The following is a 26,913-nucleotide window of genomic DNA, read 5'->3' as shown; positions in this document are numbered from 1 at the left end:
CTCAAAGATGATATTTCATCTTTAGTATGAAACAGCAGTAAGGAATTTATGCACAATTAATTATTTAATACCAGCCGCCATTTATCCGCAGCGTATGACCCGTAATGTAACTAGAAGACTCACTTACTAAAAACAAAACTCCATCAGCCACCTCTGCCGTGGTCCCCGCTCTCCCTATAGGAATATCGCTTGAAAGCATAAACTGCTCTTCCTCTGAAAGCTGGTCATTCATCTTAGTTTTAATAAAGCCGGGAGTAACTGCGTTTACACGGATATTGCTGGGGGCTAGCTCCTTCGCCAGTGCTTTTGCGTAGCTGATTTGAGCCCCCTTAACAGAACTGTAAATCACCTCGTTACTCGCCCCTTCTTCCCCCCAGACGGATGATATGACCACTATATTGCCTTGTTTCTTCCTTACCATAGAAGGTATTAACCTTTGAGTGATCATCCATAAAGCTTTAACATGAATGTAGTAGAAGTGATCCATTTCCTCAACGCTTACATTCTGAATAAGTTGCGCAGAATGGTTTCCCGGCGCAAACACGAGAGCATCCCAATCTTGCGGCAGCGACTCTAAGAACCGTTCAATCCCCTCGCCGCTCGAAAGGTCACCGTAATAAGCACCCTTCCATTGGGAAGGAGGAATCTCAAATTTAAGGTTGTTCATGGTTGATGTGTTCTTATTATAATGTATACCGATGGAGAAACCTTCAGCAGCCATTACTCTTGCAATTTCAGCACCGATTTCACCACTTCCTCCAATTATTAAAGCATTTCTCATGAATCTTGAGGAAGCACCTTAAAGACGGATATTCGTTCTTCTTTAATCCAGTGTTCAACATATTTGTCAGCATCTGCAGTAGTTAAAGACTCGATGACCGGCAATACATCGAATAAATCAACGCCTAAGGTATGATAATGGGTGAATTGATTGGCGATAAACTCCAAAGAATTTAACGCACGCATAAACTGACCGATCTTTTTTCGTTTCATGCGCGTAAAGTCTTCTTCAGAAATTTTTCTTTCCCGTAATAGATGAAGCATTTTCTTCACCCGGTCAGCTAATTCATCCGGCTTTCTCGTGTCGCCTCCTAAAATAGTAAAGCCGAACTGGCGGTCAAGCTCTGTCTCGAACTGAAAACTGTCATCAATTAAATCGTCTTTATATAATTCTTCATAAAATTCACCACTGCGGGAGAAGTAAAAGTCAAGGATCATTCCTGACAGTAATTCGGCACGCAGCAGTTCTTCCCCATTGAGAGAAGAAACATCTTCTTTAACTCCAATCATAGCTTTAGCTGTCGTTACCGGCATTTTGATCGAATCTTCAGCTTTTGCTACAGAAGAAGATTCTTCCGGGTAAAAACGATCAATCTCAGGAATTTCCTTAAATTCTTTATTTGATTGATTTGTTCGAATCTGGTCCATCATTTCTTCAGGGTTAATGTTACCCGCCACAAACAGTACCATGTTTGAAGGATGGTAAAACGTTTCATAACAGGTATAAAGATCATCTTTGGTAATTTCTTGAATTGAATCTACCGTTCCGGCAATGTCCACCTTCACAGGGTGCTTATCATACATGCTTTGAATCGTACCAAAAAAAGCTCTCCAGTCCGGCTGATCATCATACATTCTGATCTCTTGAGCAATAATCCCTTTTTCTTTATCTACAGATTCTTTAGAGAAATAAGGCTCCTGGACAAAATCTAACAGTGTATCTACGTTTTTCTCAATTTGACTGGTCGCAGAAAATAAATAGGCCGTTTTCGTAAAAGAGGTGAAAGCATTTGCTGAAGCACCTAATTTAGTGAAATCCTGGAATACATCACGATCTTCCTTTTCAAAAAGTTTATGTTCAAGAAAATGAGCAATCCCTTCTGGCACAGAAACTTTTTCCTCTTTACCAATCGGTGTAAAGGTTTGGTCAATCGAGCCATAATTCGTAGTAAAGATTCCATAAGTCTTTGCCATTTCGGGCTTCGAAAGCAGGAATACTTTTAATCCATTATCCATAGTTTCCTGAAATACTGATTCATTTAATTGCTTGTAAACGAGTTCCTCCATTACTCTTCCCCTCCCTTTTGGCTGGTTAAAAAGTAGACTGTGTCTAACTCAATTTTTTCAGCTACTTTGATAACGTCTTCTTTCTTTACTTTTCTCACATTTTCAATGATTTCTTTAGCAGGTATCGATACTCCTGACAGCATTTGGTGATATAAAACTTCAATCAGGCCATTCGCATGATCCATTGTTTCCTGAAGCTGGTTAATGACCTGTTCCATTGATTCACTAACTTGTGCATCAGAAAAATCCCCGGATTTCATAGCTTCCATCTGCTCTAATATAATACTTTTCGCCTGGTCAAAATCTTTAGGATCCACTCCGCTGAATACCAGAAGCAGTCCTTTGTGACTCTCAAATCTTGAAGCGGCATAATAAGCCAGACTATGCTTTTCCCGTACATTCATAAACAATTTAGAACTTGGAAAGCCTCCGAAGATGCCATTAAAAACCTGGAGGGCGAAATAATCGTCGTCTCCAAACTTAATATTCGTTCTATATCCAATATGAAGTTTACCTTGATTCACATCTTCTTTTTCAATAACTTCATTAACTTTGCGTTTCCCACTTGCTACCGAGTCTTGATGGTTATCTTTGTTCTCACTTCTCGATCGAGAGAAAAATTGGTCAGCCAATTTTTCCATTTCCTTTTCCTCAATGTCACCTATGATATAAACGTCTAGTAAATCCCGGTCTATCATACCTTGATAATATTCATATAAACTTTCCGCATTAATTGCCGGGAAATCTTCCAAATATCCATGAACATGCAGAGCATAAGGTTCATCTTCACACATATGATCGATCAAACGCATATTCGCATAGCTCATTTTGTCGTCTTTAATCGATTTTATTTTTTGTTCGAGGGTCTGTTTTTCCCGGTTCACAATCGCTTCATCAAATCCTCCTTGTTCGACTTTAGGATTAAATAAAACATCACTGAATATCTGCATCGCTTTTTCCAAAATAGGCTCCTGGTTGGTTAAGTATGCTTCGTTCACAACTTCCATACGAAAGGATAAAACATGATTTTCACCTTTTTTAGTGCCGTCACTGGAAAAGCCGGTACCGTAAAGATTCTCAAGAGCGGACTGGAGAGCTCTGACATTGGGATGATTGTTTGTCGCTTTTTGAAGCACGTTAGGAAGCAGGGCTCTCTCTGTAATTCCTTCTCTTTTTAAAGGGGCTTTTAACTTTGCAACGATTGAGACGGTTTTATATTTTTTGCTAGGCAGTATATGTAGTCTGTACCCTTGTTTTTCATAAACTGATTCTTTTGATATTTTCATCATAATCCTCCTCCATTATTGACTATTATTATAAGCAGTTCTCCGCTTATTCATCCCTGTTAAACTAATTAATATGCTAAGGTATATGAATACAAAAGTAAAAAAATAAAGCCCGGCACTTTTGTACCGGACTGGTTTTACCTATCGGTTTCCTTTTACGTAGGCTTCTCCCAGCGCCTTTGGTGCTTCAGCACGTCCGATAAATCCAGCTAAAGCTAAAATCGTCAGCACGTACGGAGCAATTAATAAAAACACTTGAGGGACCTCTGCTAATAACGGGATTCCCGATCCCACTACACTTAAGCTTTGGGCAAAGCCGAAGAAGATGGCTGCCCCTAAAGCACCCAAAGGGTGCCACTTTCCAAAAATAACAGCAGCCAGGGCCATAAAACCCTGCCCTACAATAGTTGACTGAGAAAAGTTCATGGCTATTGTAAGTGCAAAAACAGCGCCGCCAAGGCCCCCTAAAGCACCCGAAAGCATAACAGCAGCATACCGCATTCCATATACGTTAATTCCATTTGTATCAGCCGCCATCGGGTGTTCCCCAACAGAACGCAGCCGCAGACCAAAAGGTGTTTTAAACAATACGAACCACACCCCGACAGCTAATATGATAGCAATATAAGAAGTTATATACATGCTTGAGAATAATAATTCACCTAAAATAGGTATATCACTCAATAACCAAATATCCTTTGTATAAAAAGGCCTGCTGACCATATCTGTCTGCCCTTTATCGTACCACTGCTTCGTAAGAAAGACACCAATTCCTAAAGCTAAAAAGTTAACAGCCACCCCACTGACTACCTGGTCCGCTCTAAAAGTAATAGAAGCGACCGCATGGGTTAATGCAAAAACAGCTGAAATCACCATCGCAGCAAAAATAGATACCCAGGGAGTAGCTGACCCAAATACATCTGCAAAAGTAAGGTTCACTACAATTCCTACAAATGCTCCCATTACCATAAGCCCTTCAAGCCCAATATTAATAATACCTGAACGCTCACTAAATATGCCGCCTAGAGCAGTGAAAATGAGAGGGGCCGCAAAAAATAAAGCCTGCGGGATGATGGACTGTAAAACATCAAAAACGATCATTTATTTCCCCTCCTTCTTAAAACGAAGAATAAACCAGCGTATCATATAACTTGAAGCTACAAAGAAAATAATAAGCGCAATAACGATTTCGACAAGCTCAGTCGGAACATCTGCTACTGTAGGCATGTTTAAAGCCCCAATCTTCAACGTTCCAAATAAGAAAGCGGCGAGCACCACACCAATTGCAGTATTAGCCCCCAGTAAAGCAACGGCAATTCCTTCAAATCCGATATTTGTAAAACCGGATTTAGCCGCCAGGTATCCATATGTACCTAATCCTTCCATTGCTCCAGCAAGTCCAGCAAATGCTCCGGATATCATCATGGCAAGCACGATGTTTTTGCCAACACTCATTCCGGCATAATTAGAAGCATGAGGATTGTATCCGACAGACCGCAGTTCAAACCCTCTAGTCGTTTTATTAAGAATAAACCACATAATCAAAGCCATAAATACTGCGATTAAAATTCCATAATGCATTCTGGAGTAAAAGGTCAATTCAGCAATCCAATCTGAAGCAAGTGAAGCGGAAGGCGCCACTCTCTCAGTCTGGTCTTCCCCATCAGTAATCACATGACGCACAATAGCATTGGTTGAATATAAGGCAATATAGTTCATCATAATCGTTACGATAACTTCATGTACACCGAGCTTCGCCTTTAATATTCCCGGAATAAAGCCCCAGAAAGCCCCCGCTGCTGCTGCTGCTGAGACAGCCAGCGGTAAGTGAACGATCATAGGAAGCTCAAAAGCCACTCCTATCCATACGGACGCCATCCAGCCTACAAACACTTGTCCTTCTACACCAATATTTAATAATCCTGTACGGAGGGCAAAAGCTACCGCTAAACCTGATAAGATATATGGCGTCACCATCCGAATTGTTTCCCCGAAGAAATAACTATCTCCAAAAGCTCCGTTCCATAAAGCTCCATATCCCAGAATCGGATTGTAACCAAATAACAGCATAATTACCGCACCAGCCAGAAGGCCGAGAATAACTGAGATTAGAGGAATTAAAACGTTAATCGTCCGGTTATTAAACATTACTCAGCACCCTCTTTCTTCACTTTGTTACCTGCCATTAATAAACCTAACTCCTGCTCATTAGTTTCCTCAGGTTTAACTTCAGCAATAATCTGTCCATCAAACATTACAGCAATACGATCACTCAAGTTCATGATTTCATCAAGCTCAAACGATAAAAGAAGTACTGCTCTGCCTTTGTCTCTCTCACCGATAAGCTTACGATGTATAAATTCGATTGCCCCTACATCAAGCCCCCTTGTTGGTTGAGCCGCTATAATTAAATCCGGAGACCGATCAATTTCACGTCCTATTATTGCTTTTTGCTGGTTTCCTCCTGAAAGCGCCCGCGCTTTCGTTAACTCATTTGGGGTACGCACATCAAACTCTTTAATTAGAGCTTTTGCTTTTTCGTAAATATTTTTAAAGTTCATAACTCCTTTTTTAGAAAAAGGCTGCTGGTAATATGTTTGAAGGACCATATTATCACCGATGGGAAAATCAAGAACTAAGCCGTATTTATGTCGGTCCTGCGGAATGTGAGAGACACCTGCCCGAGTTACCTTTCTTGTTGAAAGATTGGTAATTACATTGTCATGCAGCGTAATGGTACCTGCTTGTGACTTTCTTAAACCTGCGATTGCTTCAATAAGCTCTGACTGACCATTACCATCTATTCCTGCGATGCCGACAATCTCACCTGCCCGTACATTAAGGTTCAACCCTTTTACCATTTCTACGTTTCTAGAGTCTTTAACATATAAATCATGAATGGATAAATAAGTTTCCTTTGGTTCAGCAGGGTTTTTTTCAGTTTTAAAATTTACTTCTCTCCCTACCATTAAAGAAGCTAATTCGTCAGGATTGGTTCCGCTCACATCAACTGTCCCAATGCCTTCTCCTTTTCGAATTACTGTACATCGATCACATACTTGCATAATTTCCTTTAACTTATGGGTAATAAGAATAATAGATTTCCCTTCGCTGACCAGGCTTTTCATAATGTTAATTAGTTCTTTAATTTCCTGAGGCGTGAGCACAGCAGTAGGCTCATCAAAAATTAAAATATCTGCCCCTCTATATAAAGTTTTTAAGATTTCCACGCGCTGCTGCATTCCTACAGAAATGTCACGGACTTTTGCCTTAGGATCTACGTTAAGCCCATATCTTTTCGAAAGCTCCGAAACTTCTTTTTCAGCTTTTTTTATATCAACGGTGACGCCTTTTCTTGGCTCACTGCCAAGTACAATGTTTTCTGTAACCGTAAACGTATCCACCAGCATAAAATGCTGATGCACCATCCCAATCCCTAATTGGTTGGCGACATTTGGATCAGAAACGCTCACTTTCTCTCCACGTACTTTAATCTCCCCTTTTTCCGGCTGGTAGAGACCAAAAAGAACATTCATCAAAGTCGATTTACCCGCTCCGTTTTCCCCTAGTAAAGCATGGATTTCTCCTTCTTTTACTTGTAAATTAACGTTGTTATTAGCAACAATACCGGGGAATTCTTTACGGATATTCAACATTTCTATTACATAATCCATATTTCCCACACACCCCTTTATATGCGACTTTCGTCACCTCATAATGCCCTAAAAAATCATCAAAGGAAGAGGTCCGGAAAAGTTCTCTTCATTTGATGATTTTAGTAGAAATACAGGGCTGAAAACTCAGCCCTATATGTCTAGTTTATAGCGAGCTTTCGAATTCTTCTAATTCTTCATCCGTGCTAGGGACTTCAACCTCTCCATTGGCAATTTTCTCTTTCCATTCATCGACTTTTGACACAATGTCTTCTGTCATAGCATCTTCGTTTGTTTTTGCAATACTGATGGCATCATCATCCAGACCGTACTCCATAACCTCTCCACCCGGAAACTCGCCTTCCATAGTAAGAGTAGCTACTTCGTTAACTGCAACATCCACCCGTTTAACCATAGAAGTTAACGTAATGTTATTACCATCAATTTGACCTTCTTCATGCTGGTCACGGTCAACACCAATTACCCAGATGTTCTCATCAGAATTGTTCTGCTTTCTGTCTTTGGCTTCTGCAAAAACTCCGTTCCCTGTAGCTCCAGAAGCGTGATAAATAACATCAATATCATTATTATACATATTAGAAGCAATTAATTTACCTTTATCTGCTGCAGCAAAGCTTTCAGCATATTTAATATCAATTTCAATATCAGGATTTACAGATTTCGCACCTGCCACATAACCTGATTCAAATTTTCTAATCAAATCGCCGTCTTCTCCGCCGATAAATCCAATTTTATCTGTTTCTGTTTTAAGTGCTGCGGCAACACCCGCAAGGAACGATCCTTCGTGTTCTTTAAACGTAATGCTGACAATATTGTCCCCTTCAGCTACAGAATCAACTAGACCAAAGTTGGTTTCAGGGTTTTGCTCTGCAACTTCCTCTAGTGCAGGCTGCAATAAGTATCCAATACCGTAAATTAAATTAAAATCTTGACGCACCAATCGGCTTAAGTTGGTAGTGTAGTCGCCTTCACTGTCAGACTGTGCGTAATCATAGCCTTCTCCCTCTTCCAGACCATTCTCATCACCGAAAGCTTGCAAACCTTCCCAGGAAGACTGGTTAAAAGACTTATCATCTACCCCGCCGACGTCAGTCACCATAGCTACAGAGAAATCTTCACCGGATTGCTCTCCACCTTCCTCAGATTCTCCATCATCACCACCTGAGTCATCAGCCTCATCTGACGAGCCACAAGCAGCTAACACCAACCCGAAAGATAATAATAATGCTAAAATCAATAGAAAACGACGACTTTTCAAAACGATAACCCCCCTAAAATTGTTAAGATTAAGAAAATTCAAACAAATAAAAAATTTTAAACGTCCCTAGGGCCAGCCTCACCTCCTTACAATTTAAGGCACTACTAAACTCTTCTTCTTAAAACATGGAAACTAAACTTATCAGCTCTAAAATAATTAGAGGATAATAGGATAGGTTCATCATCTTTTGTATAATGCATTTGTTTTAGCAGCAGTAGAGCTTGGTCAGGTTCACAATTTAAAATAGGGGAAATCTTCTCATGGTAGCCGATGGGTTCTATATCTGTCACAGCATAGCTTATCGTCTTTCCTGTAAATCGTTCCAGGACTCCAAACAAGGAATCTGCCTCCCGTACATGATCAATGGGGATCAGTCCTTCTGGGATTCTATCCTTACAATACACCACGGGTTGTTGATCGGCGGTCCTTACACGTTCAACTTTGGCTAATTTATTAATACCTATTGGGGAAAAACGCTGTCGTTCATCTTCAGTAGGTTCAATTAATTCCGCAGATAAATACTGGGAACCAGGAACCATTCCTGACTTAGTAATCATTCCTGTTACACTGTCTAGTTCTTCAATCCCAGAAGTAAAGACAGGTTTAGGATTTACAAATGTCCCTACTCCATGTCTTCTCGTCACGATATTTTCTTCTTCAAGAATACGGAGAGCTTCACGCAAAGTTGCTCTTGAGACGCCTAAAGATTTAGACAGTTGGAATTCTGAAGGGAGTTTTTCTTTTTCTATGTAAACCCCGTTTTCAATATCTTGTTTAATCTGTTCAATCACTTGCAGGTACAAGTGGCGGGTATCTTGCCTGATCGACATAACCTTCACTCCAAATCTATTTGCCTATAGGTAAGAGATCTGACATCTGACGTTTGACACATCATATTCGAGATTAATATAACACTTTTCTATAAATAAATAAATAGAATTAGGACAATTTTATCGATTAATACACATGTTTGTTAAATCAGAATATTCAAGTTTCTTATCATCATTAAAAAAACTGACGCCAGTCATGACGTCAGTTCAGCTTTCTTCTACTGTATTTGAAACAAGAACGGTTCTAGGTTTGCTGCCTTCATACGGTCCTACAATTCCATTGTCCTCCATCGCATCTATTAATCTTGCGGCTCTGGTATAGCCTACTCGAAACCTTCTTTGTATCATAGAAACACTAGCGCTTTGCATTTCAATCACCATTTGAACAGCGTCGGGGTATAATTCATCATCTACTTCTGTGGCAGATTCTGATTCCTCATCAGGGATCATCTCTTCCTGATATTGAGCCTTTTGCTGCTCTACACAAAAGTTGACTATCCGCTCAACTTCCTCATCTGACAAAAACGCCCCCTGTACACGTGTTGGTTTGTTAGAACCTACCGGAGTGAAGAGCATGTCCCCTCTTCCTAGAAGCTTTTCCGCTCCTCCAGTATCTAAAATAGTTCTTGAATCCGTTTGGGAGGAAACGCTAAAAGCGATTCGTGATGGGATGTTTGCTTTTATAACACCTGTGATCACATCCACCGACGGGCGCTGAGTAGCAATGATTAAGTGAATGCCCGCTGCCCGTGCCATTTGGGCTAAGCGTGTTATTGCATCTTCCACATCGTTAGAAGCAACCATCATTAAGTCTGCCAGCTCGTCTACAAGCACAATAATATAAGGAAGGAACGGCTGGTCATCTTCATTTTCCCGGTTATGCTTTTTAATATACTCATTATAACCTTCTATATTTCTCGTACCTGAATCAGAAAACAAATCATAGCGCCTCTCCATTTCAGATACAACCTTCATTAGAGCCCGGGAAGCTTTTTTAGGATCGGTTACAACCGGGGCAAGAAGATGCGGAATTCCATTGTAAACATTAAGCTCTACTTTTTTAGGATCAATCATCATCATTTTTACTTCATGAGGTTTAGCACGCATGAGCACACTGGTAATAATCCCGTTAATACATACACTCTTTCCACTTCCTGTCGCACCAGCTACAAGCAGATGAGGCATTTTGTTCAGTTCTGCCATAACTGCCTCACCTGATATATCACGACCGAGGGCAAAGCTTAACTTAGCATCCGGGTGCGCTTTACCTTGCTCAAGCACTTCTCTTAACGAAACCATAGAAACTTCCTGATTGGGCACTTCAATTCCTACTGCTGATTTTCCTGGTATCGGAGCTTCTATACGTATATCTTTAGCGGCTAGAGCCAGCGCAAGATCATCATTTAAATTTACAATTTTGCTGACTTTTACTCCGACGTCAGGATAAACCTCATATTTAGTTACCGAAGGGCCGACGTGCACCTTGGTAACTTTAGCCTTTACCCCAAAACTATGAAACGTTTGCTCTAACTTTTTCACTGTTGCCTGGATGTGAGAGCGTCCCTGGCTTTGGGGGCTGGAAGTAGGCTCGTCCAAAAGTTCATACCCCGGAAGCCTGTAATCAGGATTCTCAAGTTCTGCAGTATTCATTGATTTATCCAGGTCGGCTTCTCCTTGTGACTGATCCGCCGCTTCATTTGATTCGTCTGGTTTTTGATAAGCCTGCTCAGTAAAATCCTGAATGATAGGTTCATAGTCTTCTTCCACAGCAGAAGATTGTTGTTGTTCGACGATATGCACTTCATCAGAAGCTGAGTTATCCTTCTCTTCTGCACGACTTTCCTTGGCAGCTTTCTTAGATTGTTGATTTTCTTTAAATGATGCATAAGCTTCTTTTCCCTTATCAGTAAAGTAAGCAAGTACTTCTCCAATCGAACGCTCTGTAATAAACATGGCTCCTATAAGAAAAAGAAATAAAGAAAATATTACGGACCCTGTAGCGGAAAATAAATAATAGGTAATAAGTAATAAGAATGCACCCGTCATACCTCCGCCAATGCTCGTGGTAGAGGTTTCACCCCTCATCATGCTTATTAATCGATCCCACGTCAGTTCAAACACTCCCCCGCGGGCCTGGTTTAGATCTGCTGCAAGGGTTTGAACGTGCGTAAAAAGCAATAATGCCGCAAGCATTATATATATTCCAATCAGACGTTTATGTAGAAAATCAGGCCATTTTCTTTTAATCATTAAATAGAGACCTAAGATTAAAAAAAATAGAGATGCGGTAAAATACCATACACCAAAAAACACTTGCCATATACGTTCAAGCCCGCCTGGTATGGCTCCCTCACTAATCATGGAGGCACCGCTTCCAAACACAGCTATAAAAATAAACAGCACACCTGTTAATTCAAATTTCACATGCTGTTTCAAAGACGCTTTTTTCTTTCTTGATTTTGTTTTTTTCTTTCTTGCCACTGGTGACACCTCCATTCATGTTGAAAAGAATAGGATGCCATTGGCTAAAATTCCAGCAACGGCATCCTTTTTTCTCTTAGATAATTATACCACATGCCTGGCGTAGTTAGTAGTGCAGCCACTGTCCTGGTTGTAAAGATGGGTCCATATAATCCTTAGGATCTGTAGACATTAATTGAATAATCTGCTTTTTACCATTTCCATGGTCGTAACATTTTACCTGGGTATTATTAATCGTTTCATAAACAATAGAATTTTCTGCTTCATTTTGCGGGAAGACATCGTATTCACTCAGCGGGGTATACAAAATTGTCATTGGACCACCTTCTGTGCTTTTCCTTTTTGGTCTTCAATATATTCATTCAGTTTGGCCATAGCCTCCTGAACGCCCCCAACTGCATCAATTAACCCCACGTCTACAGCTTTTTGACCAACTACATTTGTTCCAATATCACGAGATAAGTTTCCTTTCTCGAACATTAGTTCTTTAAATTTTTCCTCTTCCACGTTTGAATGTCTGGTAACAAAATTAATGACACGGTCCTGCATCTTATCCATGTATTCAAAGGTCTGAGGAACGCCGATAACCAAACCATTCAACCGGATCGGGTGAATGGTCATAGTTGCTGTTTCTGCTATAAATGAATAGTCTGCTGCTACTGCAATTGGAACACCAATCGAATGCCCTCCGCCTAATACAATGGAAACAGAAGGTTTAGAAATAGATGCAATCATTTCCGAAATCGCCAGCCCTGCCTCAACATCTCCGCCTACCGTATTTAATAATACTACTACCCCTTCAATCTTTGGGTTTTGTTCAATTGCGATGAGCTGAGGAAGCAAATGTTCATACTTTGTTGTTTTATTTTGGGACGGGAGCTGGACATGGCCCTCTACCTGGCCGATAATTGGAAGAACATGAATGTTTGAATCCCCCGCACTTGGTACGTTCGACTGCCCCAGCTGTTGGATTTTGTCTACTATCGAGGACTGCTCTTTCGAATCATCCTTATTTGGTTCGTTCTGCGAATTGCCTTGATGTTCACTCATCTTATTCAAACCCCTTTCATACTTTGTCTTAGTATGAAGCAGAAAAACCTATTCATACAAAAAAACAGCAAAGCAGTAACTTTGCTGTTCATAGTTGTTCGAGTAGCTTTTGTATTTTTATCCGTTCTTCAGCTGATAATGGTACGAGCGGGAGACGAACGCCTCCTGTATCTAATCCTTTTAACTGCAATGCTGTTTTGATTGGAGAGGGAGAAGGACTCATAAACATACCTTTTAGTACAGGCAGCAATTTACGATGCAGAGCTGCAGCCTGCCTGCCCTTTCCTTCGTCATATAAACGAAGCATTTCCTGCATCTCCCTGCCCACTACATGAGAAGATACGGAAATAATCCCACTGCCTCCAATTGAGTAAATTGGTAAGGTAAGATTGTCATCCCCGCTGTATAAAGAAAAATCCTCCGGGGTATTTTCGATAATTTCAGCCATACTGTCTAAGTCCCCTGTAGCTTCTTTAACAGAAACGATGTTAGGGATTTTGGATAATTCTAAGATCGTTTCTACATCTATCCTTACTGCAGATCGACCGGGGATGTTATACAGCATAACAGGCACTGAAGTCGACTCAGCTATTGACCTGAAGTGCTCGTATAATCCACGCTGACTTGGTTTGTTGTAATAAGGAGTGACAAGCATTACAGCATCCACTCCCGTGGCTACCGCCTTCTTTGTAAGAGCAATCGAGCCATGAGTGTCATTGCTGCCCGTGCCCGCTATTACAGGAACACGTCCGTTTACAGTCTTTACGACATGTTCCCAAAGAGCGACCTTTTCTTCCGTTGTTAATGTTGGTGATTCTCCTGTTGTACCTGCAATGACCAGCCCATCTGTTCCATGCTCCAATAAATACTCTACCAGGGTAGAGGTTTTATTTAAATCTAAGTTGCCATGATTATCAAAAGGGGTAACCATAGCAGTTAACACTTTACCAAAATCCACGCCCTATTTCCCCTTTCATCAATCTGCGTTCAGTTCAAATATTTCATGTAGGGCATTAACTGCTTGTATGAGATCTTCATCTTTAACCAGCACCCAAATCGTTGTGTGTGAGTCCGCTGACTGAAGTATTTGTACTCCGCGTTCTATTAATGTCTGCACAATCTTTGCAGTTACACCTGGAACTCCAGTAATCCCGGCACCTACTGTGGATACTTTCGCACAGCCTTCACGAATCTCAGGCTCATAACCAATTTCCTCTAAAATGGAAGCAGCTTGATTCGTGTACTTACTGTCTATTGTATAGGTTACACCACTTGGTGAAATATTAATAAAATCTACAGAAATGTTCGCTTCTGCCATAGATTTAAATACTTCCGACTGTAGTTTAGAAGGATCTTCTTTCGATTGAACTTTAATTTGTGCAATTCCAGCCATATGGGCAATCCCGGTTACCAATCGGTCCGGAAGGTCATTACCTGCTTCTCCTTCTCTTGAAGCAGCAACAAGTGTACCCGGCTGATCTGAATAAGTCGATCTTACACGCATCGGCACTTTGGCATGCATAGCAATTTCAACTGCTCTTGGATGAATTACTTTTGCTCCCTGATAAGCAAGGTTGCAGATTTCATTATATGTTACAGCATTTAATGCCCTGGCATTTTCAACAATACGAGGGTCTGCTGTCATGATTCCTTCTACATCTGTAAAAATGTCGATGTAATCTGCTTTTAGGGCAGCGCCTAGAGCAGCAGCACTAGTGTCACTGCCTCCACGCCCTATTGTGGTCGTGTCTCCGGCTTCGGTTTTACCTTGAAAGCCGGCTACAACAACCACATCTTTCGTTTCCAGTTCATTTAAAATACGGGTCGTATCCATGCGCAGAATTTTTGCTTTAGTAAAATCATCGTTTGTTAAAAACCCTGCTCCTGCTCCAGTTAATCCAGAAGCAGATACTCCGGATTCCAGCAGTTCATTAGTGAAAACTACTGAAGAAATAGTTTCCCCACAGGACATGAGCATATCCTGTTCTCGTGCTGAAATCTTAGAAGCAGGAAATTGAATAAGCTCAAGCAGGGAGTCTGTCGCATAAGGGTCCCCTTTTCTCCCCATTGCAGAAACGGTTACAACTACTTTATAGCCTTCATTGATGGCTTTCTTAATATGAGAAATCGCTCTGGAGCGCCCTTCCTCATCTCGAACAGACGTACCTCCAAATTTTTGAACTAATAATTTCATGTTCACACCTCAATGTTATTCAAATTACAACCACTGATTAGCAATTACACGTTCAGCGATTTGTACAGAATTCCAAGCAGCCCCTTTAAGCAAGTTATCAGAGACTACCCAAAGGTGGAACCCATTCTCCTGATCAAGGTCCTTACGAATTCGGCCCACAAAGACATCGCGTTTTCCTGCAGCGCTTAATGGTGTCGGATAGGATTGGGTTGAAGGATCATCTTCAAGCACAATTCCTTCTGCTTCACCTATTAGGGTTTTAACTTGATCTACCGTTACTCCTTCCTGATCCACTTCCACATACACACTTTCTGCGTGAGAAGTAAAGAAAGGTAAGCGAACGCATGTTGCTGCTACCTGTAGAGAAGGAGCATGCATAATTTTCTTCGTTTCATTAATCATTTTCATCTCTTCAAAGGTATATCCATTATCCTGGAATACGTCAATTTGCGGCAGAGCGTTAAATGCAATCGGATAGTGTTTTTTATCCCCGCCTACCGGCAAAATATTGGCTTCTAAATCTTCTCCGTTCAGGAATGCCTGAGACTGATCTCTCAACTCATCCGCCGCTTCATTTCCCGCACCGGAAACAGCCTGGTAGGTAGAAACAATAACCCGGTTTAAACCTAATTTTTGTTTGATCGGCTCTAGTGCCGCAACCATTTGAATAGTTGAACAGTTCGGATTAGCAATAATGCCGTTATGCTCTTTAATATCATGTTCATTAACTTCAGGCACAACTAGCGGGACACTTTCGTCCATTCGATAAGCACTCGTGTTATCGATTACTAATGCGCCTCTTTTCACAGCTTCAGGAGCAAGTTTTTTCGAGACAGACCCGCCTGCAGAAAAAAGAGCTATATCAATATTTTCAAAGCTTTCCGGTGTCGCTTCTTCAACTGTATATTCAGCATTCTTAAAGGTTACTTTAGTTCCTGCTGAACGGCTGGATGATAATAATTTTAATTCCTTAATTGGAAAGTCACGGTCTTCCAGTGTTTCAAGCATCTTTTGTCCGACCGCTCCTGTAGCACCTACTACTGCTATGTTATATTGGTTAGATTGTGTCATAAAGATATCCCCTTTCACGTATATAATGGTTCAACTGTCGTTAAGAGTCACTATTTGTTATTCTATCATACTTGCTCAAGAAACTGTTATGAAAAAATAGATTTACGCCTGGTAACGTTCAATCAAAACAGGCTGCTTTTGTTTTCCATCTAGTGCTGCTTCAATAGTTTCAGGTATAAGCGTCATATCAGCCACCAAAGAATTTGGTTTCTTAAACGGATGGTCTTGACCAAAAGGAACAAAATAAATATTCTTCGCTGCCATTAATTTCATAACGTTTACTCCGTTTAATCCTAACGCATCGTTTGTAGATATCGCAAGTACCACTGGCTGCTCGTTTCGAAGGGTAGCCTTAGCTGCCATTAAAACGGGTGAGTCGGTTAAAGCGTTAGCGAATTTACTCGTGGAATTTCCAGTCATAGGGGCAATTACCATACAATCCAAAGGCCTTTTCGGCCCAAGTGGTTCCGCATCCGGAATCGTCATAATTATGGGTTCACCTGTTATCTTTTCAATCGTTTTTACATGCTCGGCTGCTTCACCGAACCTTGTATCTGTTTTTTGAACGGTATAGGATAAGACGGGAACGATCTCGGCCCCTAGATCTTTCAACTGTTTTAAGATCGGAAACACTTCGTGATACGTGCAATGGGAGCCCGTTAATCCAAATCCTATAGTTTTTCCTTTTAAACTAGCCATTCATTACTCCACCTTTCGATCAAGCTCTTGTAATTCTTTACAAATGACACCAGCCACGATTCGTCCTGCTGTTTTGGGTGCTACAAGTCCAGGTAAACCAGGTAATAATATAGCTTTAATGCCTCTTTTTTCCGCATAACGAAAATCTGTGCCTCCTGGTTTAGAGGCAAGGTCTAAAATCAGAGCATGAGATGGGAGCTTCTTTATAATAGAAGCGTCTACTACAGGAGCAGGAACAGTATTGATCAAGTAATCATAGTTCATTTCATAAGAACTGACGTTTCTCATATCAATAAAATCAAGGCCCATTTCATGAACCCGTGCTGCGCCAGAGTTAGAACGTACCCCCACTGTTACTTTTGCACCAAGTTGATCAAATACACGAGCTAAACTCATCCCTACTCGCCCTAAACCAAAAATAACTACCTTTGATCCATGAATGGTAAAATCCGTGTGCTGGATCGCCATCATAAGGGTTCCTTCTACTGTAGGTATAGAATTGTAAATGGCTACATCATCTCGGTTCATTAATGGAATCAGTTCTCGATTTGAATCTTCAGCAATTTTAATAAGTGTGTTGTTTGCGATGCCTGAATAAATCTGGCAGTGAGCTGGTGTTTTCTTCAGCCAATCAGCCTGTAAACACAGGGTTTGGTTAGTAAAAATACCGTCAACACACCCATTTTCATCTGTTCCAGAGATAGGAAGAATGACAGCATCGAGTTTCTCTACATGAGAACCTTCAAAGTCCAGGTCAATACACTCAGTAAAACTGCCATTTAGTTGATCAAACCCGGCTAAGTACACTTGTGCATCCCATTCATGTAGTCTTCGTATAATTTCAATCTGGCGGGCATCCCCGCCTATAACCGCAACATGGAATCCTGTCAGCATTCCGGAAAGTCTCCTTTTTATTAGGTTTCATCTCCTTGTATCGTATGCAGATTTAGGTTCGTAAGTGTGTTCTAAATCCTCACTTTAAGCAGTCTATGAAAGCACAAAAAAAGCTGTGACATCATGTCACAGCTCATTGTTAATTAAAATTGTATCTTCCCCTATAATTTCCACATGATTCCAGTCGATCACAGTTTCGGCTCTCGGGTGAAGGAGTCCTTTATTTAAAATGATAAGTGATAAGATTTCCCCGCTTTCTGGGTCAATTTTTAAGTCAGCCTGGCCAAGTACTCCAAGCTTCTTTCCTTCTTTGATGTCAATAACTTCTTTCATGGAAAGCTGCTTTAACCTCATTTACTGCGCCTCCTTTTAGTGCTTCTCACTAATTAACTGAGGAAAATCCACTATTCTGTAATCACTTTTAATCTGCGTTATCAATTCATCTAGACTTTCAGAAGTTACCTTTGTTGGATGCATAAGGATAGTAGCTCCATTGTGAAGTTTAGAGATTACACGATGTATGAGAACATCCTTCGTCGGTTTTTTCCAATCAATGGTATCAACAGACCATAGTATAGTTTCCATTTCCAGGGCGTCAGCTTCATTAACTGTAATGTCAGTAAAGCTGCCGGACGGAGGTGCAAAGAATTCAACCTTCGTATCTGTAAAAGCTTCAAGTATTTCATTTGTTTTTGTTAGGTTCTCTCTTGTCACAGCCGAGTCTAATTTAGAGAAATCAGGGTGATTATATCCGTGACTTCCTATTATATGGCCGTCTTCTACTATCATCGTCACTAACTTTTTATTCTGCCTGGCAAAAGCCCCGTCAATGAAAAAGTTTGCTTTTATTTTGTGTTTATTTAATACCTGGAGAATTTCAGGAATATACTCTTCTCCCCAGGATACATTAATGAGAAAACTGACCATCTCTTTCCCGCTGCTGCCTCGATAAATTGGTGCAGAGGGAAGGTCTCCTAGAGAAGTGGATGGAGGAACCTCATCGTAAACAATTTTCTTTTCATCAAATACTCCGTCTTTTTTCATGTTTTGATAGGATTGTTTTATGTTTACTTTCTTGCCATTGAGACCAGGAGTTTTTTTCCATACTTTATCAATATATGCATCTTTTGGCGGCATATAATATTCTTTCGCTTTTTGTTTAATCGTTTCTTCTAAGGAGGATGTATTCGCTACAGGTTCACTGGCGGAATTAATTGTAACGACAAACAAAGTGGCAGTTAATATGATCGCTGCAAAAAGCCGTATTAATCCACTCATCAGGCACTCCCCCTTTACTCCATGTCTATGCGTAAATGGACAGCCTTATACTAAGTGGCTTATGTAAAAAGACATAAAAAAAGAAACTGGCTGACCAGTCTCCTTGTTTTATTACTCGGTTGTTTCTTTCGCTTTTTTCTCATCTATGAGAATTGCTTTTCTTGACAAATTAATTCTGCCCTGTTTATCAATTTCTTTTACTTTCACCTTAATTGAGTCACCGACAGATACGACATCTTCAACTTTACCTATGCGTTCCTCAGCCAGTTCGGAAATATGCACAAGACCTTCTTTTCCTTTGAACAGTTCAACAAATGCGCCAAACTTCTCTACACGTTTTACCGTTCCTTCATAAACTTCCCCAGCCTCTACTTCACGAACTATATCTTCAATAATCTTCATGGCTACTTTATTCATCTCAGCATCGGTAGAAGATACGAACACCGTGCCATCTTGCTCGATATCAATTTTAACGCCGGTATCGTCAATGATTTGATTAATCTGTTTTCCGCTTGGCCCAATGACATCGCGGATCTTATCAGGATTAATCTTCATAGTCATAATCTTAGGCGCGTACTGAGAAAGTTCGCTTCTTGATTCTGGAAGAGTAGCCATCATTGAGCTTAGAATCTCCATGCGTCCTTTTTTAGCCTGTTCAAGAGCTTCCTCTAAGATCTGACGGGAAAGACCTTCAATTTTAATGTCCATTTGAAGTGCAGTAATCCCTTTTTCCGTCCCTGCAACTTTAAAGTCCATGTCCCCAAGAAAGTCTTCCATACCTTGAATATCAGTTAAGATCGTATAATCTTCTCCTGACTTAACAAGACCCATAGCAATCCCTGCCACTGGTGCCTTTAATGGAACACCGGCATCCATCATAGCCAGCGTACTCGCACAAATACTAGCCTGGGAAGTGGAACCATTTGACTCTAATACTTCTGAAACAAGGCGGATTGTATAAGGAAATTCTTTCTCAGAAGGAATTACCACTTCCAAAGCACGTTCTCCTAAAGCTCCATGGCCTATTTCACGTCGTCCAGGTCCACGGATTGGCCCCGTCTCTCCTACTGAATAATGCGGGAAATTGTAATGGTGCATAAAACGCTTGGATTCTTCGAGGTCCAGTCCGTCCAGAATCTGCACATCCCCAAGCGCCCCTAAGGTGCAAATACTTAAAGCCTGGGTCTGTCCACGGGTAAACAATCCTGAACCGTGCGTGCGGGGCAGAATACCTACTCGAGATGAAAGTTTACGGATCTCATCGACTCCCCGTCCATCAGGGCGGATTTTCTCTTTCGTAATCAGACGCCGCACTTCTTCTTTAACAATATTATCAAGGATGGATTTCACTTGTTTAATCGTTTCTTCATCAGCTTCTAACTCTTCATAAGCTTCTACAATAGCTTTCTTTGCATCGTCAATTGCTTCTTCACGAGCTTTCTTCTCTTCAGTCTTAATTGCGGTAACTAAAGGCTCTCTCGCCTCATCCTCAACTTTGTCTTTGAGTTCCTGATCAAGATCAAACAGCTGGACTTCCATCTTTTCTTTTCCGACAGCTTCAATAATTTCTTCCTGGAAGGCTACAAGACGTTTAATTTCTTCATGACCAAGCATGATGGCTTCAAGCATATCTTCTTCAGAAACTTCGAGTGCTCCTGCTTCCACCATGTTAATCGCGTCTTTAGTACCTGCGACGGTCAGATCGATATCACTTTCTTCCTGCTGTTTTACTGTAGGATTAATAATAAACTCTCCATTAACTCGACCTACAACGACTCCGGCAATAGGTCCTTCAAATGGAATATCTGAAATCCCCAGGGCAATAGATGAGCCCAGCATCGCTGCCATTTCGGTAGAACAGTCCTGATCCACACTCATCACTGTACTGATAACCTGAACGTCGTTTCTAAATCCAACTGGGAACAAAGGACGAATAGGACGGTCAATTAACCGTGAAGCCAATACAGCTTTGTCACTCGGACGACCCTCTCTTTTTATAAAACCTCCAGGTATTTTACCTACCGCATATAATCTTTCTTCATAATTAACCGTCAAAGGAAAAAACGGTAAGTCCTTAGGTTCTCTAGAACCGGTTGCTGCAGAAAGAACTGATGTGTCGCCATATTTAATCATGGCTGCACCACTGGCCTGCTTAGCCAGTTCTCCTACTTCTACAGAAAACGTCCGACCGGCTACATCAATAGAAAACACTTGATTTTCTTCTGCCATAAAGTATTTTACTCCTCTCAATCACCAATAAATAATAGAATATATCAAACAGTTTACACTTATTTTATGTAAACATACAGAAAAAGCGGGATTTACTCCCGCTTTTCTCTTCTGCATTAGCGACGTAGACCAAGGCTCTTAATTAACTCACGGTAACGTGTAATGTCTTTATTACGCAGGTAGTTGAGTAAGTTACGGCGTCTACCTACCATTTTAAGCAGTCCACGACGAGAATGGTGATCTTGCTTATGCGTACGCAAGTGCTCATTCAAGTTCGTGATTTGTTCAGTAAGAACAGCAATCTGTACTTCTGCAGATCCTGTGTCATTTTCGTGAGTTTTGTACTCATTGATTAATTCCTGCTTACGTTCTTGTGTGATAGCCATTATAGCTACACCTCCTATAAAAATTTAGAATTCCCATTCCCCGAGCGGACGCCGGAGTTACGTTCCGCCAAGCGAAGGTTCCATATTAAAGGGTACAATTTTTAGCGGTAAATTGCAAGGAAAAAGGAGAATTTTACTGTGAGCCTTACGCTTTTCCGCTTAGACTTAGTATTCCAGTAATCCCCTTGCTTTCAGTTCATCAGCATGAAGCTGAACAACAAGCGCTTCAATGCCGTCAAACTTAACTTCCTCACGGATATATTCATAAAAGAGAACGCTTATTCGACAGCCATATATGTCCTCGTTAAAATCAAACATATGAACCTCAAGGAATTTGACCTCTTCGTTACTAAACGTTGGTTTAAATCCTAGATTTGCCATTCCATTGTATTCTTTCCCATTCAACATAACTTTCACAGCGTATACACCGTTTTTTGGCATATAATAATCAGCATTTATGCTTACATTGGCTGTAGGATAACCAATTGTGCGTCCACGCTGGTCCCCGGAAATAACTTCACCAGTAATAGAATATGGGCGGTCTAATAATTGTCCAACTTTCGATGTATCACCTTTATCGAGAAGCCGTCGGATTCTTGTTGAACTAATTTTCTCATCATTTTCCGTTACTTTCTCTACCGTAGTAGTAGTAAAACGGTTATTAGCGTATTCAGGAAGCAGCTTCATGGACCCTTGTCCTTTAAAACCAAAACTGAAGTCAAAGCCCGCCACGACATGGCGGACATTAAGGGAAATGAAAAATTTTTCAACAAAGTTTTGCGGAGACAACGATGCAAGCTTCCGGTCAAAATGAACGACAAATAAAACATCAATCCCCAAAGAATTCAAAATCAATTCTTTTTCCGCCAGAGGAGTGATATATTTCGCATGCTTTACTTTCTGGTTTAAAACCACTGATGGATGGGGATCAAAAGTCATTACTGCACTTTGAATTCCCAGCTCTTCGGCTTTACTTTTTGCGGTTAAAATGACACGCTGATGCCCTTTATGCACTCCATCAAAAAATCCGACGGCTAAAGCACAGGGTGGAAGCTCAGGTGCCGTGTCTTTTTCACTTAAATAAATGGTTTTCATTTTACTCACCTGCTTAAGATCAAAATACTCGCATTGGTTTAATTTTATCAGGTTTTGAAGGATGCTGCTGATAAATGGCAACCACTTCTTTATTACATATTACAACAAATGGATCATTTTGGGCATTCTTTGGTCGGGGAAGTACCTGACCGTGCTCAAAGGCAAATCGCTCATCTTCATTAATATGCATTTTGTTAAGATGAGTTAGCCCTTCACTAATTGGTAATAAAGCTTCTTCTATCGCTCTTGTATCTACTAATTGTTGAAGTTGAGAAAAGGTATAACACTGCTCCTTGCTAATGCCTCCCGTACTGAAACGAATGAGTGAAGACATATGGGCTGGATACCCTAATGCCTTACCAATATCCACACACAGCGTCCGTATATATGTACCTTTTGAACAAGTTACCATTACTTTAAAATTTAAACTGTCTCCATCAAAGACAACTGACTCTTTATCAAGTATGATCTCTTTAATAGCGACGTTTCTTTCAGGGCGCTCTACTTTAATTCCTTCCCGGGCATACTGATATAACCGTTTCCCATTTACTTTAACAGCAGAATACATAGGCGGAATCTGGGTTATTTCCCCTTTAAATTGGTGAATGGTTTGTTCAATCTCTTCTATAGCAGGAGGATGTTGAACCGGACGAGTTTCAATTACTTCCCCATGGGCATCTTCAGTCTCTGTTGCACTTCCTAGTGTCACGACAGCTTCATATACTTTATCTGTATCTGTTAAAAAAGGCACGATCCTGGTGGCTTTACCGATACACAGAGGAAGCACCCCCTCCACTTCAGGATCAAGAGTTCCAGTATGGCCGATTTTCTTCGTTTTCAGCATTCCTCTTGCTTTGCTTACGCAGTCATGAGAAGTAAACCCTTTCTCTTTCCATAATGGTAAAATACCGTTCATACTACTGCATCCCTTCAATAAAAGATCATGCAGAACTAAAGTGCGGTCGACTTGTTCAGCATTGTCTTTATGGTGTTAATTGAATTTAATATCTCATGGTATTTAAGAACACTAAGAAATCCGTGCTAAAGCAGCACGGATTTAAATAGTCAATGACCAGTAAAAGGGGATCATTAGAGAATGGATTAATCGTCCGTATCATTCAAATCCTTAAGAATTGTTTCAATTCTGTTACCCCGTTCAATGGCTTCGTCGAATTCAAACGTGATCTCAGGTGTTTTTCTAAGACGAATTCTTTGCCCAATCTCTGAACGAATAAAACCTTTTGCTTTAGCAAGACCCACGAGGGTATCGTGCTTTTGTTTGTCATCGCCGAGTACAGAGATAAAAACTTTCGCCTGCTGCAGGTCGCCCGTCACTTTAACCTCTGTAACCGTTACAAAACCTACTCTTGGGTCCTTGATTTTCTTACTGATAATATCAGTTAGTTCTTTTTTCATTTGCTCCCCTACACGGTTAGCACGTAAATCGTTCATATTCACTCACCTCTTCAACCACAACATTACAACCATTCAGTTAAAGTGTTTGTTCGTTCAATCTCAGGAAATGAATCAATTAAGGCCAACGCTTGTTGCATGGTTTGTTCCGCAATCACTTTGCTGCTTGCAATCGTTACAATCCCTATGCAGGTGCGCTGCCAGAGATCTTGAAATTCCAATTCACTGACAGCAATATTATATTCGTTTGTCAGCCTCGTTTGAATCCTCTTTAGAACGGAACGCTTTTGTTTTAAAGACTGGGCGTCATAGAGAATGCATTCCACCTCAGCACTTAAAATCATGTGCGTTCAATCTCTTCCATAACATACGGCTCGATAATGTCGCCTACTTTCAAATCATTAAAGTTCTTAACTGTGATTCCACACTCATAACCTTGCATGACTTCTTTGGCATCGTCTTTATAACGTTTGAGTGCATCTATTTCACCTTCGTAAATAACTACGCCATCACGAATGACTCGTATTCCTGAATTACGGGTGATTTTACCATCTGTAACGTATGAACCAGCGATCGTGCCAATCTTAGATACTTTAAAGATTTCCCGTACTTCAACCTGACCGATAATTTTCTCTTCATATTCGGGGTCAAGCATCCCTTTCATGGCCGCCTCGATCTCCTCCATTACTTTATAAATAATGTTATGGAGACGGATTTCTACATCTTCTGATTCTGCCGCCTTTCTAGCATTCCCGTCAGGACGAACATTAAAACCAATTACAATCGCATTGGAAGCAGCAGCTAACGAAATATCAGATTCTGTAATTGCTCCCACTCCGGTGTGAATGATTTTAACTTTTACGCCTTCGACTTCGATTTTTTCCAGAGAGCCTGCGAGAGCTTCCACAGATCCTTGTACATCACCTTTTAGAATCAAGTTAATATCCTTAATTTCTCCTTCTTTGATTTGACTAAACAAATCATCAAGGCTGACTTTGGCCGTAGAGCTTCTATCCGCTTCAAGCTGTTTCTGAGCACGGGCCTCCCCAATAGAGCGTGCTTTTTTCTCATCCTCAAAAACAAGGAATCGATCTCCAGCTTGCGGGACGTTGTTTAAGCCGGTAATTTCTACAGGGGTAGAAGGTGCAGCTGTTTTTACTCGGCGGCCTAAATCGTTAACCATAGCACGGACACGTCCGTATGTGTTCCCGACGACAATCGCATCTCCTACATTTAGTGTCCCGTTTTGCACAAGAAGCGTGGCCACAGGTCCGCGTCCCTTATCTAGTTCAGCTTCAATAACTGTACCAAATGCCGGGCGGTTCGGATTGGCTTTAAACTCTTCCATTTCTGACACTAACACAATCATCTCAAGCAGTTCATCAATACCTTCACCCTGGATTGCAGACATTTTTACAAAAATTGTATCTCCACCGAAATCTTCAGAAATTAATTCATATTCCATTAACTCCTGCATAATACGGTCTGGATTTGCTCCTTCTTTATCCATTTTATTAACAGCAACGATAATTGGAACTTCTGCAGCCTTGGCGTGATTTATAGCTTCTCTCGTCTGCGGCATAACCCCGTCGTCTGCAGCTACGACCAGAATGGCGATATCAGTAACTTGAGCGCCGCGTGAACGCATACTTGTAAAAGCAGCGTGACCAGGCGTATCCAGGAAAGTAATTTTTTTATCATTTTCCTCCACTTGATAAGCTCCGATATGCTGAGTTATACCTCCGGCTTCACCTTCGGTTACTTTCGTATGGCGTATAGAATCAAGCAGTGTAGTTTTCCCGTGGTCAACGTGCCCCATGATTGTTACGACTGCCGGACGTTCCAGAAGATCTTCGGGAGCATCTTCTACAGTCAGATTTTCAATATCAGTTTCATCCACCAATACTTCCTCTTCCACTTCTACATTATATTCAGCGCAGATTAATTCGATTGAATCAGCATCAAGATCCTGATTTTTAGTAGCCATAACCCCAAGCATCATCAAATTTTTAATAATCTCTGTAGAGTCTTTATTCAGCTTTTTGGCCAGTTCACTTACTGTAAGAGAACCGGAGTACGTAATTTTTTCTGGCGTTTGTTTTTGCTTAGGCTTGTCATTTTTAGAGCCATGCTGTTTTTGCGGCGGTCGCTGGTTCTTCCTGTTTGACTTGCCGCTTTTATTGTTATTTTTACCTTTAGGCTGCTGTTTCTGCTGGTTTCCGGCTGGCTTGTTGTTTGCTGGCTTAGCTTGTGATTGACTTTTGCCGAAAGCCTGATCTAATTTTCCTTTTACATCGTTTTCCACTGTCGACATATGATTGGAAACTTCCACATTCATTTCTTTTAATTTATCAATTACCTGTTTACTAGAAAGTTCATTCTTTTTGGCATATTCATATACGCGCATTTTACTCATACGTTCACCCCCGAATAGATTCATCGAGCAGCGATTGCAACTTTTTCGCAAATCCTTGATCCAGAACTGCGATCGCGACTCTCCCTGACTTACCTATGGATTGTGAAAGAGTTTCACGATCATCCACTACATAGCAGGGTATATGATAAAAGCTGCACTTATCAGTCAGCTTCTTTTTTGTTTGTTTACCTGTATCATTAGCAAGTAACACAAGCTTTGCCCGCTTGTTTTGAATCTCTTTAACAATCTGTTCTTCACCTAATGTTAATTTACCAGCACGAAGAGCAATGCCTAGAAGGTTAAGATACTGGCTCATGAAGATGAATCCTCTACTGCTTTTCTTAAATCTTCATAAACGGACATATCTACTTTCGTATTTAAATGACGGTTCAAAGATTGTTTTTGCTCTGCTTGCTTTATTACATCAAGGCTTTTTGATACATAAGCCCCCCGGCCGTTCTGTTTTCCGGTTTGATCCACAAAAACTTCTCCGTCTTTGTTTCGAACAACGCGGATGAGCTCTTTTTTAGGCTTCATCTCTTGAGTAACCACACATTTACGTAATGGCTGTTTTCTGGAACGGGCCATCGCC

At 40.9% G+C, this 26,913-nt stretch carries 27 protein-coding genes; all 27 read right to left on the bottom strand.

Annotation, left to right across the window (positions count from 1 at the left end):
- Positions 1–64: 64 nt before the first annotated feature.
- On the bottom strand, positions 65–781 hold the full coding sequence (ymfI, locus tag C1A12_RS11105; protein WP_101843945.1) for an elongation factor P 5-aminopentanone reductase: 717 nt from the start codon (positions 779–781) through the stop codon (positions 65–67).
- Entirely contained in the window at positions 778–2,067 is a 1,290-nt protein-coding gene (gene yfmH / locus C1A12_RS11100; RefSeq protein WP_101843944.1) for an EF-P 5-aminopentanol modification-associated protein YfmH, read from the bottom strand. The genes ymfI and yfmH overlap by 4 nt, the downstream gene beginning before the upstream one ends.
- On the bottom strand, positions 2,067–3,353 hold the full coding sequence (gene yfmF / locus C1A12_RS11095; RefSeq protein WP_101843943.1) for an EF-P 5-aminopentanol modification-associated protein YfmF: 1,287 nt from the start codon (positions 3,351–3,353) through the stop codon (positions 2,067–2,069). The genes yfmH and yfmF overlap by 1 nt, the downstream gene beginning before the upstream one ends.
- A 141-nt stretch (positions 3,354–3,494) precedes the next feature.
- The gene (locus tag C1A12_RS11090; protein WP_101843942.1) at positions 3,495–4,454 is read right to left on the bottom strand and encodes an ABC transporter permease; all 960 of its coding nucleotides are present in this window, start codon (positions 4,452–4,454) and stop codon (positions 3,495–3,497) included.
- Entirely contained in the window at positions 4,455–5,501 is a 1,047-nt protein-coding gene (locus C1A12_RS11085; protein WP_101843941.1) for an ABC transporter permease, read from the bottom strand.
- Positions 5,501–7,027 carry an ABC transporter ATP-binding protein gene (locus tag C1A12_RS11080; protein ID WP_101843940.1) on the bottom strand — a complete coding sequence of 509 codons (1,527 nt, stop codon included), beginning with the start codon at positions 7,025–7,027 and terminating at the stop codon, positions 5,501–5,503. The genes C1A12_RS11085 and C1A12_RS11080 overlap by 1 nt, the downstream gene beginning before the upstream one ends.
- A 145-nt stretch (positions 7,028–7,172) precedes the next feature.
- Positions 7,173–8,285, bottom strand: a complete 1,113-nt coding sequence (locus tag C1A12_RS11075; protein ID WP_101843939.1) for a BMP family protein — start codon at positions 8,283–8,285, stop codon at positions 7,173–7,175.
- A gap of 104 nt (positions 8,286–8,389) precedes the next feature.
- On the bottom strand, positions 8,390–9,115 hold the full coding sequence (locus tag C1A12_RS11070) for a GntR family transcriptional regulator (protein ID WP_101843938.1): 726 nt from the start codon (positions 9,113–9,115) through the stop codon (positions 8,390–8,392).
- Positions 9,116–9,322: 207 nt separating this feature from the next.
- The gene (locus C1A12_RS11065; protein ID WP_101843937.1) at positions 9,323–11,596 is read right to left on the bottom strand and encodes a DNA translocase FtsK; all 2,274 of its coding nucleotides are present in this window, start codon (positions 11,594–11,596) and stop codon (positions 9,323–9,325) included.
- A 106-nt stretch (positions 11,597–11,702) separates the two neighbouring features.
- The gene (locus tag C1A12_RS11060) at positions 11,703–11,912 is read right to left on the bottom strand and encodes a YlzJ-like family protein (protein ID WP_101843936.1); all 210 of its coding nucleotides are present in this window, start codon (positions 11,910–11,912) and stop codon (positions 11,703–11,705) included.
- Positions 11,909–12,646: a ClpP family protease gene (locus C1A12_RS11055; RefSeq protein WP_101843935.1), complete on the bottom strand. Its 738-nt coding sequence runs from the start codon at positions 12,644–12,646 to the stop codon at positions 11,909–11,911. Before C1A12_RS11055 ends, C1A12_RS11060 begins: the two co-directional genes overlap by 4 nt.
- An 88-nt stretch (positions 12,647–12,734) precedes the next feature.
- Complete coding sequence (gene dapA, locus C1A12_RS11050) at positions 12,735–13,604, bottom strand: 4-hydroxy-tetrahydrodipicolinate synthase (protein ID WP_101843934.1); 870 nt, start codon at positions 13,602–13,604, stop codon at positions 12,735–12,737.
- 18 nt (positions 13,605–13,622) lie between these two features.
- Positions 13,623–14,840, bottom strand: coding sequence for an aspartate kinase (gene dapG, locus C1A12_RS11045; protein ID WP_101843933.1), 1,218 nt, complete (start codon positions 14,838–14,840; stop codon positions 13,623–13,625).
- A gap of 24 nt (positions 14,841–14,864) precedes the next feature.
- A complete protein-coding gene (gene asd / locus C1A12_RS11040) occupies positions 14,865–15,911 on the bottom strand; it encodes an aspartate-semialdehyde dehydrogenase (RefSeq protein ID WP_101843932.1) in 1,047 nt (348 codons plus the stop codon).
- 102 nt (positions 15,912–16,013) lie between these two features.
- Complete coding sequence (locus C1A12_RS11035; RefSeq protein WP_101843931.1) at positions 16,014–16,610, bottom strand: dipicolinate synthase subunit B; 597 nt, start codon at positions 16,608–16,610, stop codon at positions 16,014–16,016.
- Between the two features lie 3 nt (positions 16,611–16,613).
- A complete protein-coding gene (gene dpaA / locus C1A12_RS11030) occupies positions 16,614–17,504 on the bottom strand; it encodes a dipicolinic acid synthetase subunit A (RefSeq protein ID WP_101843930.1) in 891 nt (296 codons plus the stop codon).
- A 126-nt stretch (positions 17,505–17,630) separates the two neighbouring features.
- Complete coding sequence (locus C1A12_RS11025) at positions 17,631–17,858, bottom strand: YlmC/YmxH family sporulation protein (RefSeq protein WP_101843929.1); 228 nt, start codon at positions 17,856–17,858, stop codon at positions 17,631–17,633.
- A gap of 15 nt (positions 17,859–17,873) precedes the next feature.
- Positions 17,874–18,782: a polysaccharide deacetylase family protein gene (locus C1A12_RS11020; protein ID WP_101843928.1), complete on the bottom strand. Its 909-nt coding sequence runs from the start codon at positions 18,780–18,782 to the stop codon at positions 17,874–17,876.
- A 111-nt stretch (positions 18,783–18,893) separates the two neighbouring features.
- A complete protein-coding gene (gene pnp / locus C1A12_RS11015; RefSeq protein WP_101843927.1) occupies positions 18,894–21,011 on the bottom strand; it encodes a polyribonucleotide nucleotidyltransferase in 2,118 nt (705 codons plus the stop codon).
- Between the two features lie 116 nt (positions 21,012–21,127).
- Positions 21,128–21,397, bottom strand: a complete 270-nt coding sequence (gene rpsO, locus C1A12_RS11010; protein WP_082234152.1) for a 30S ribosomal protein S15 — start codon at positions 21,395–21,397, stop codon at positions 21,128–21,130.
- A gap of 165 nt (positions 21,398–21,562) precedes the next feature.
- Positions 21,563–22,492, bottom strand: coding sequence for a bifunctional riboflavin kinase/FAD synthetase (locus tag C1A12_RS11005; RefSeq protein WP_101843926.1), 930 nt, complete (start codon positions 22,490–22,492; stop codon positions 21,563–21,565).
- A 19-nt stretch (positions 22,493–22,511) separates the two neighbouring features.
- Positions 22,512–23,408 (bottom strand): tRNA pseudouridine(55) synthase TruB, encoded by an 897-nt coding sequence (gene truB / locus C1A12_RS11000; protein ID WP_101843925.1) that lies wholly within the window; start codon positions 23,406–23,408, stop codon positions 22,512–22,514.
- 185 nt (positions 23,409–23,593) lie between these two features.
- The gene (gene rbfA / locus C1A12_RS10995; RefSeq protein WP_101843924.1) at positions 23,594–23,944 is read right to left on the bottom strand and encodes a 30S ribosome-binding factor RbfA; all 351 of its coding nucleotides are present in this window, start codon (positions 23,942–23,944) and stop codon (positions 23,594–23,596) included.
- Positions 23,945–23,970: 26 nt separating this feature from the next.
- The gene (locus C1A12_RS10990) at positions 23,971–24,249 is read right to left on the bottom strand and encodes a DUF503 domain-containing protein (RefSeq protein ID WP_101843923.1); all 279 of its coding nucleotides are present in this window, start codon (positions 24,247–24,249) and stop codon (positions 23,971–23,973) included.
- A complete protein-coding gene (gene infB, locus C1A12_RS10985; protein ID WP_101843922.1) occupies positions 24,246–26,321 on the bottom strand; it encodes a translation initiation factor IF-2 in 2,076 nt (691 codons plus the stop codon). Before infB ends, C1A12_RS10990 begins: the two co-directional genes overlap by 4 nt.
- Before the next feature lie 4 nt (positions 26,322–26,325).
- Positions 26,326–26,637: a YlxQ family RNA-binding protein gene (locus C1A12_RS10980; protein ID WP_101843921.1), complete on the bottom strand. Its 312-nt coding sequence runs from the start codon at positions 26,635–26,637 to the stop codon at positions 26,326–26,328.
- Complete coding sequence (rnpM, locus tag C1A12_RS10975; protein WP_101843920.1) at positions 26,634–26,909, bottom strand: RNase P modulator RnpM; 276 nt, start codon at positions 26,907–26,909, stop codon at positions 26,634–26,636. Before rnpM ends, C1A12_RS10980 begins: the two co-directional genes overlap by 4 nt.
- Between the last annotated feature and the right edge of the window lie 4 nt (positions 26,910–26,913).

The organism is Halobacillus sp. Marseille-P3879 (genome assembly GCF_900240285.1).
Classification (GTDB): domain Bacteria; phylum Bacillota; class Bacilli; order Bacillales; family Halobacillaceae; genus Halobacillus_A.
The sequence above is the reverse complement of the archived record's forward strand: the minus strand, read 5'-3'. Positions and strand labels throughout refer to the sequence as shown.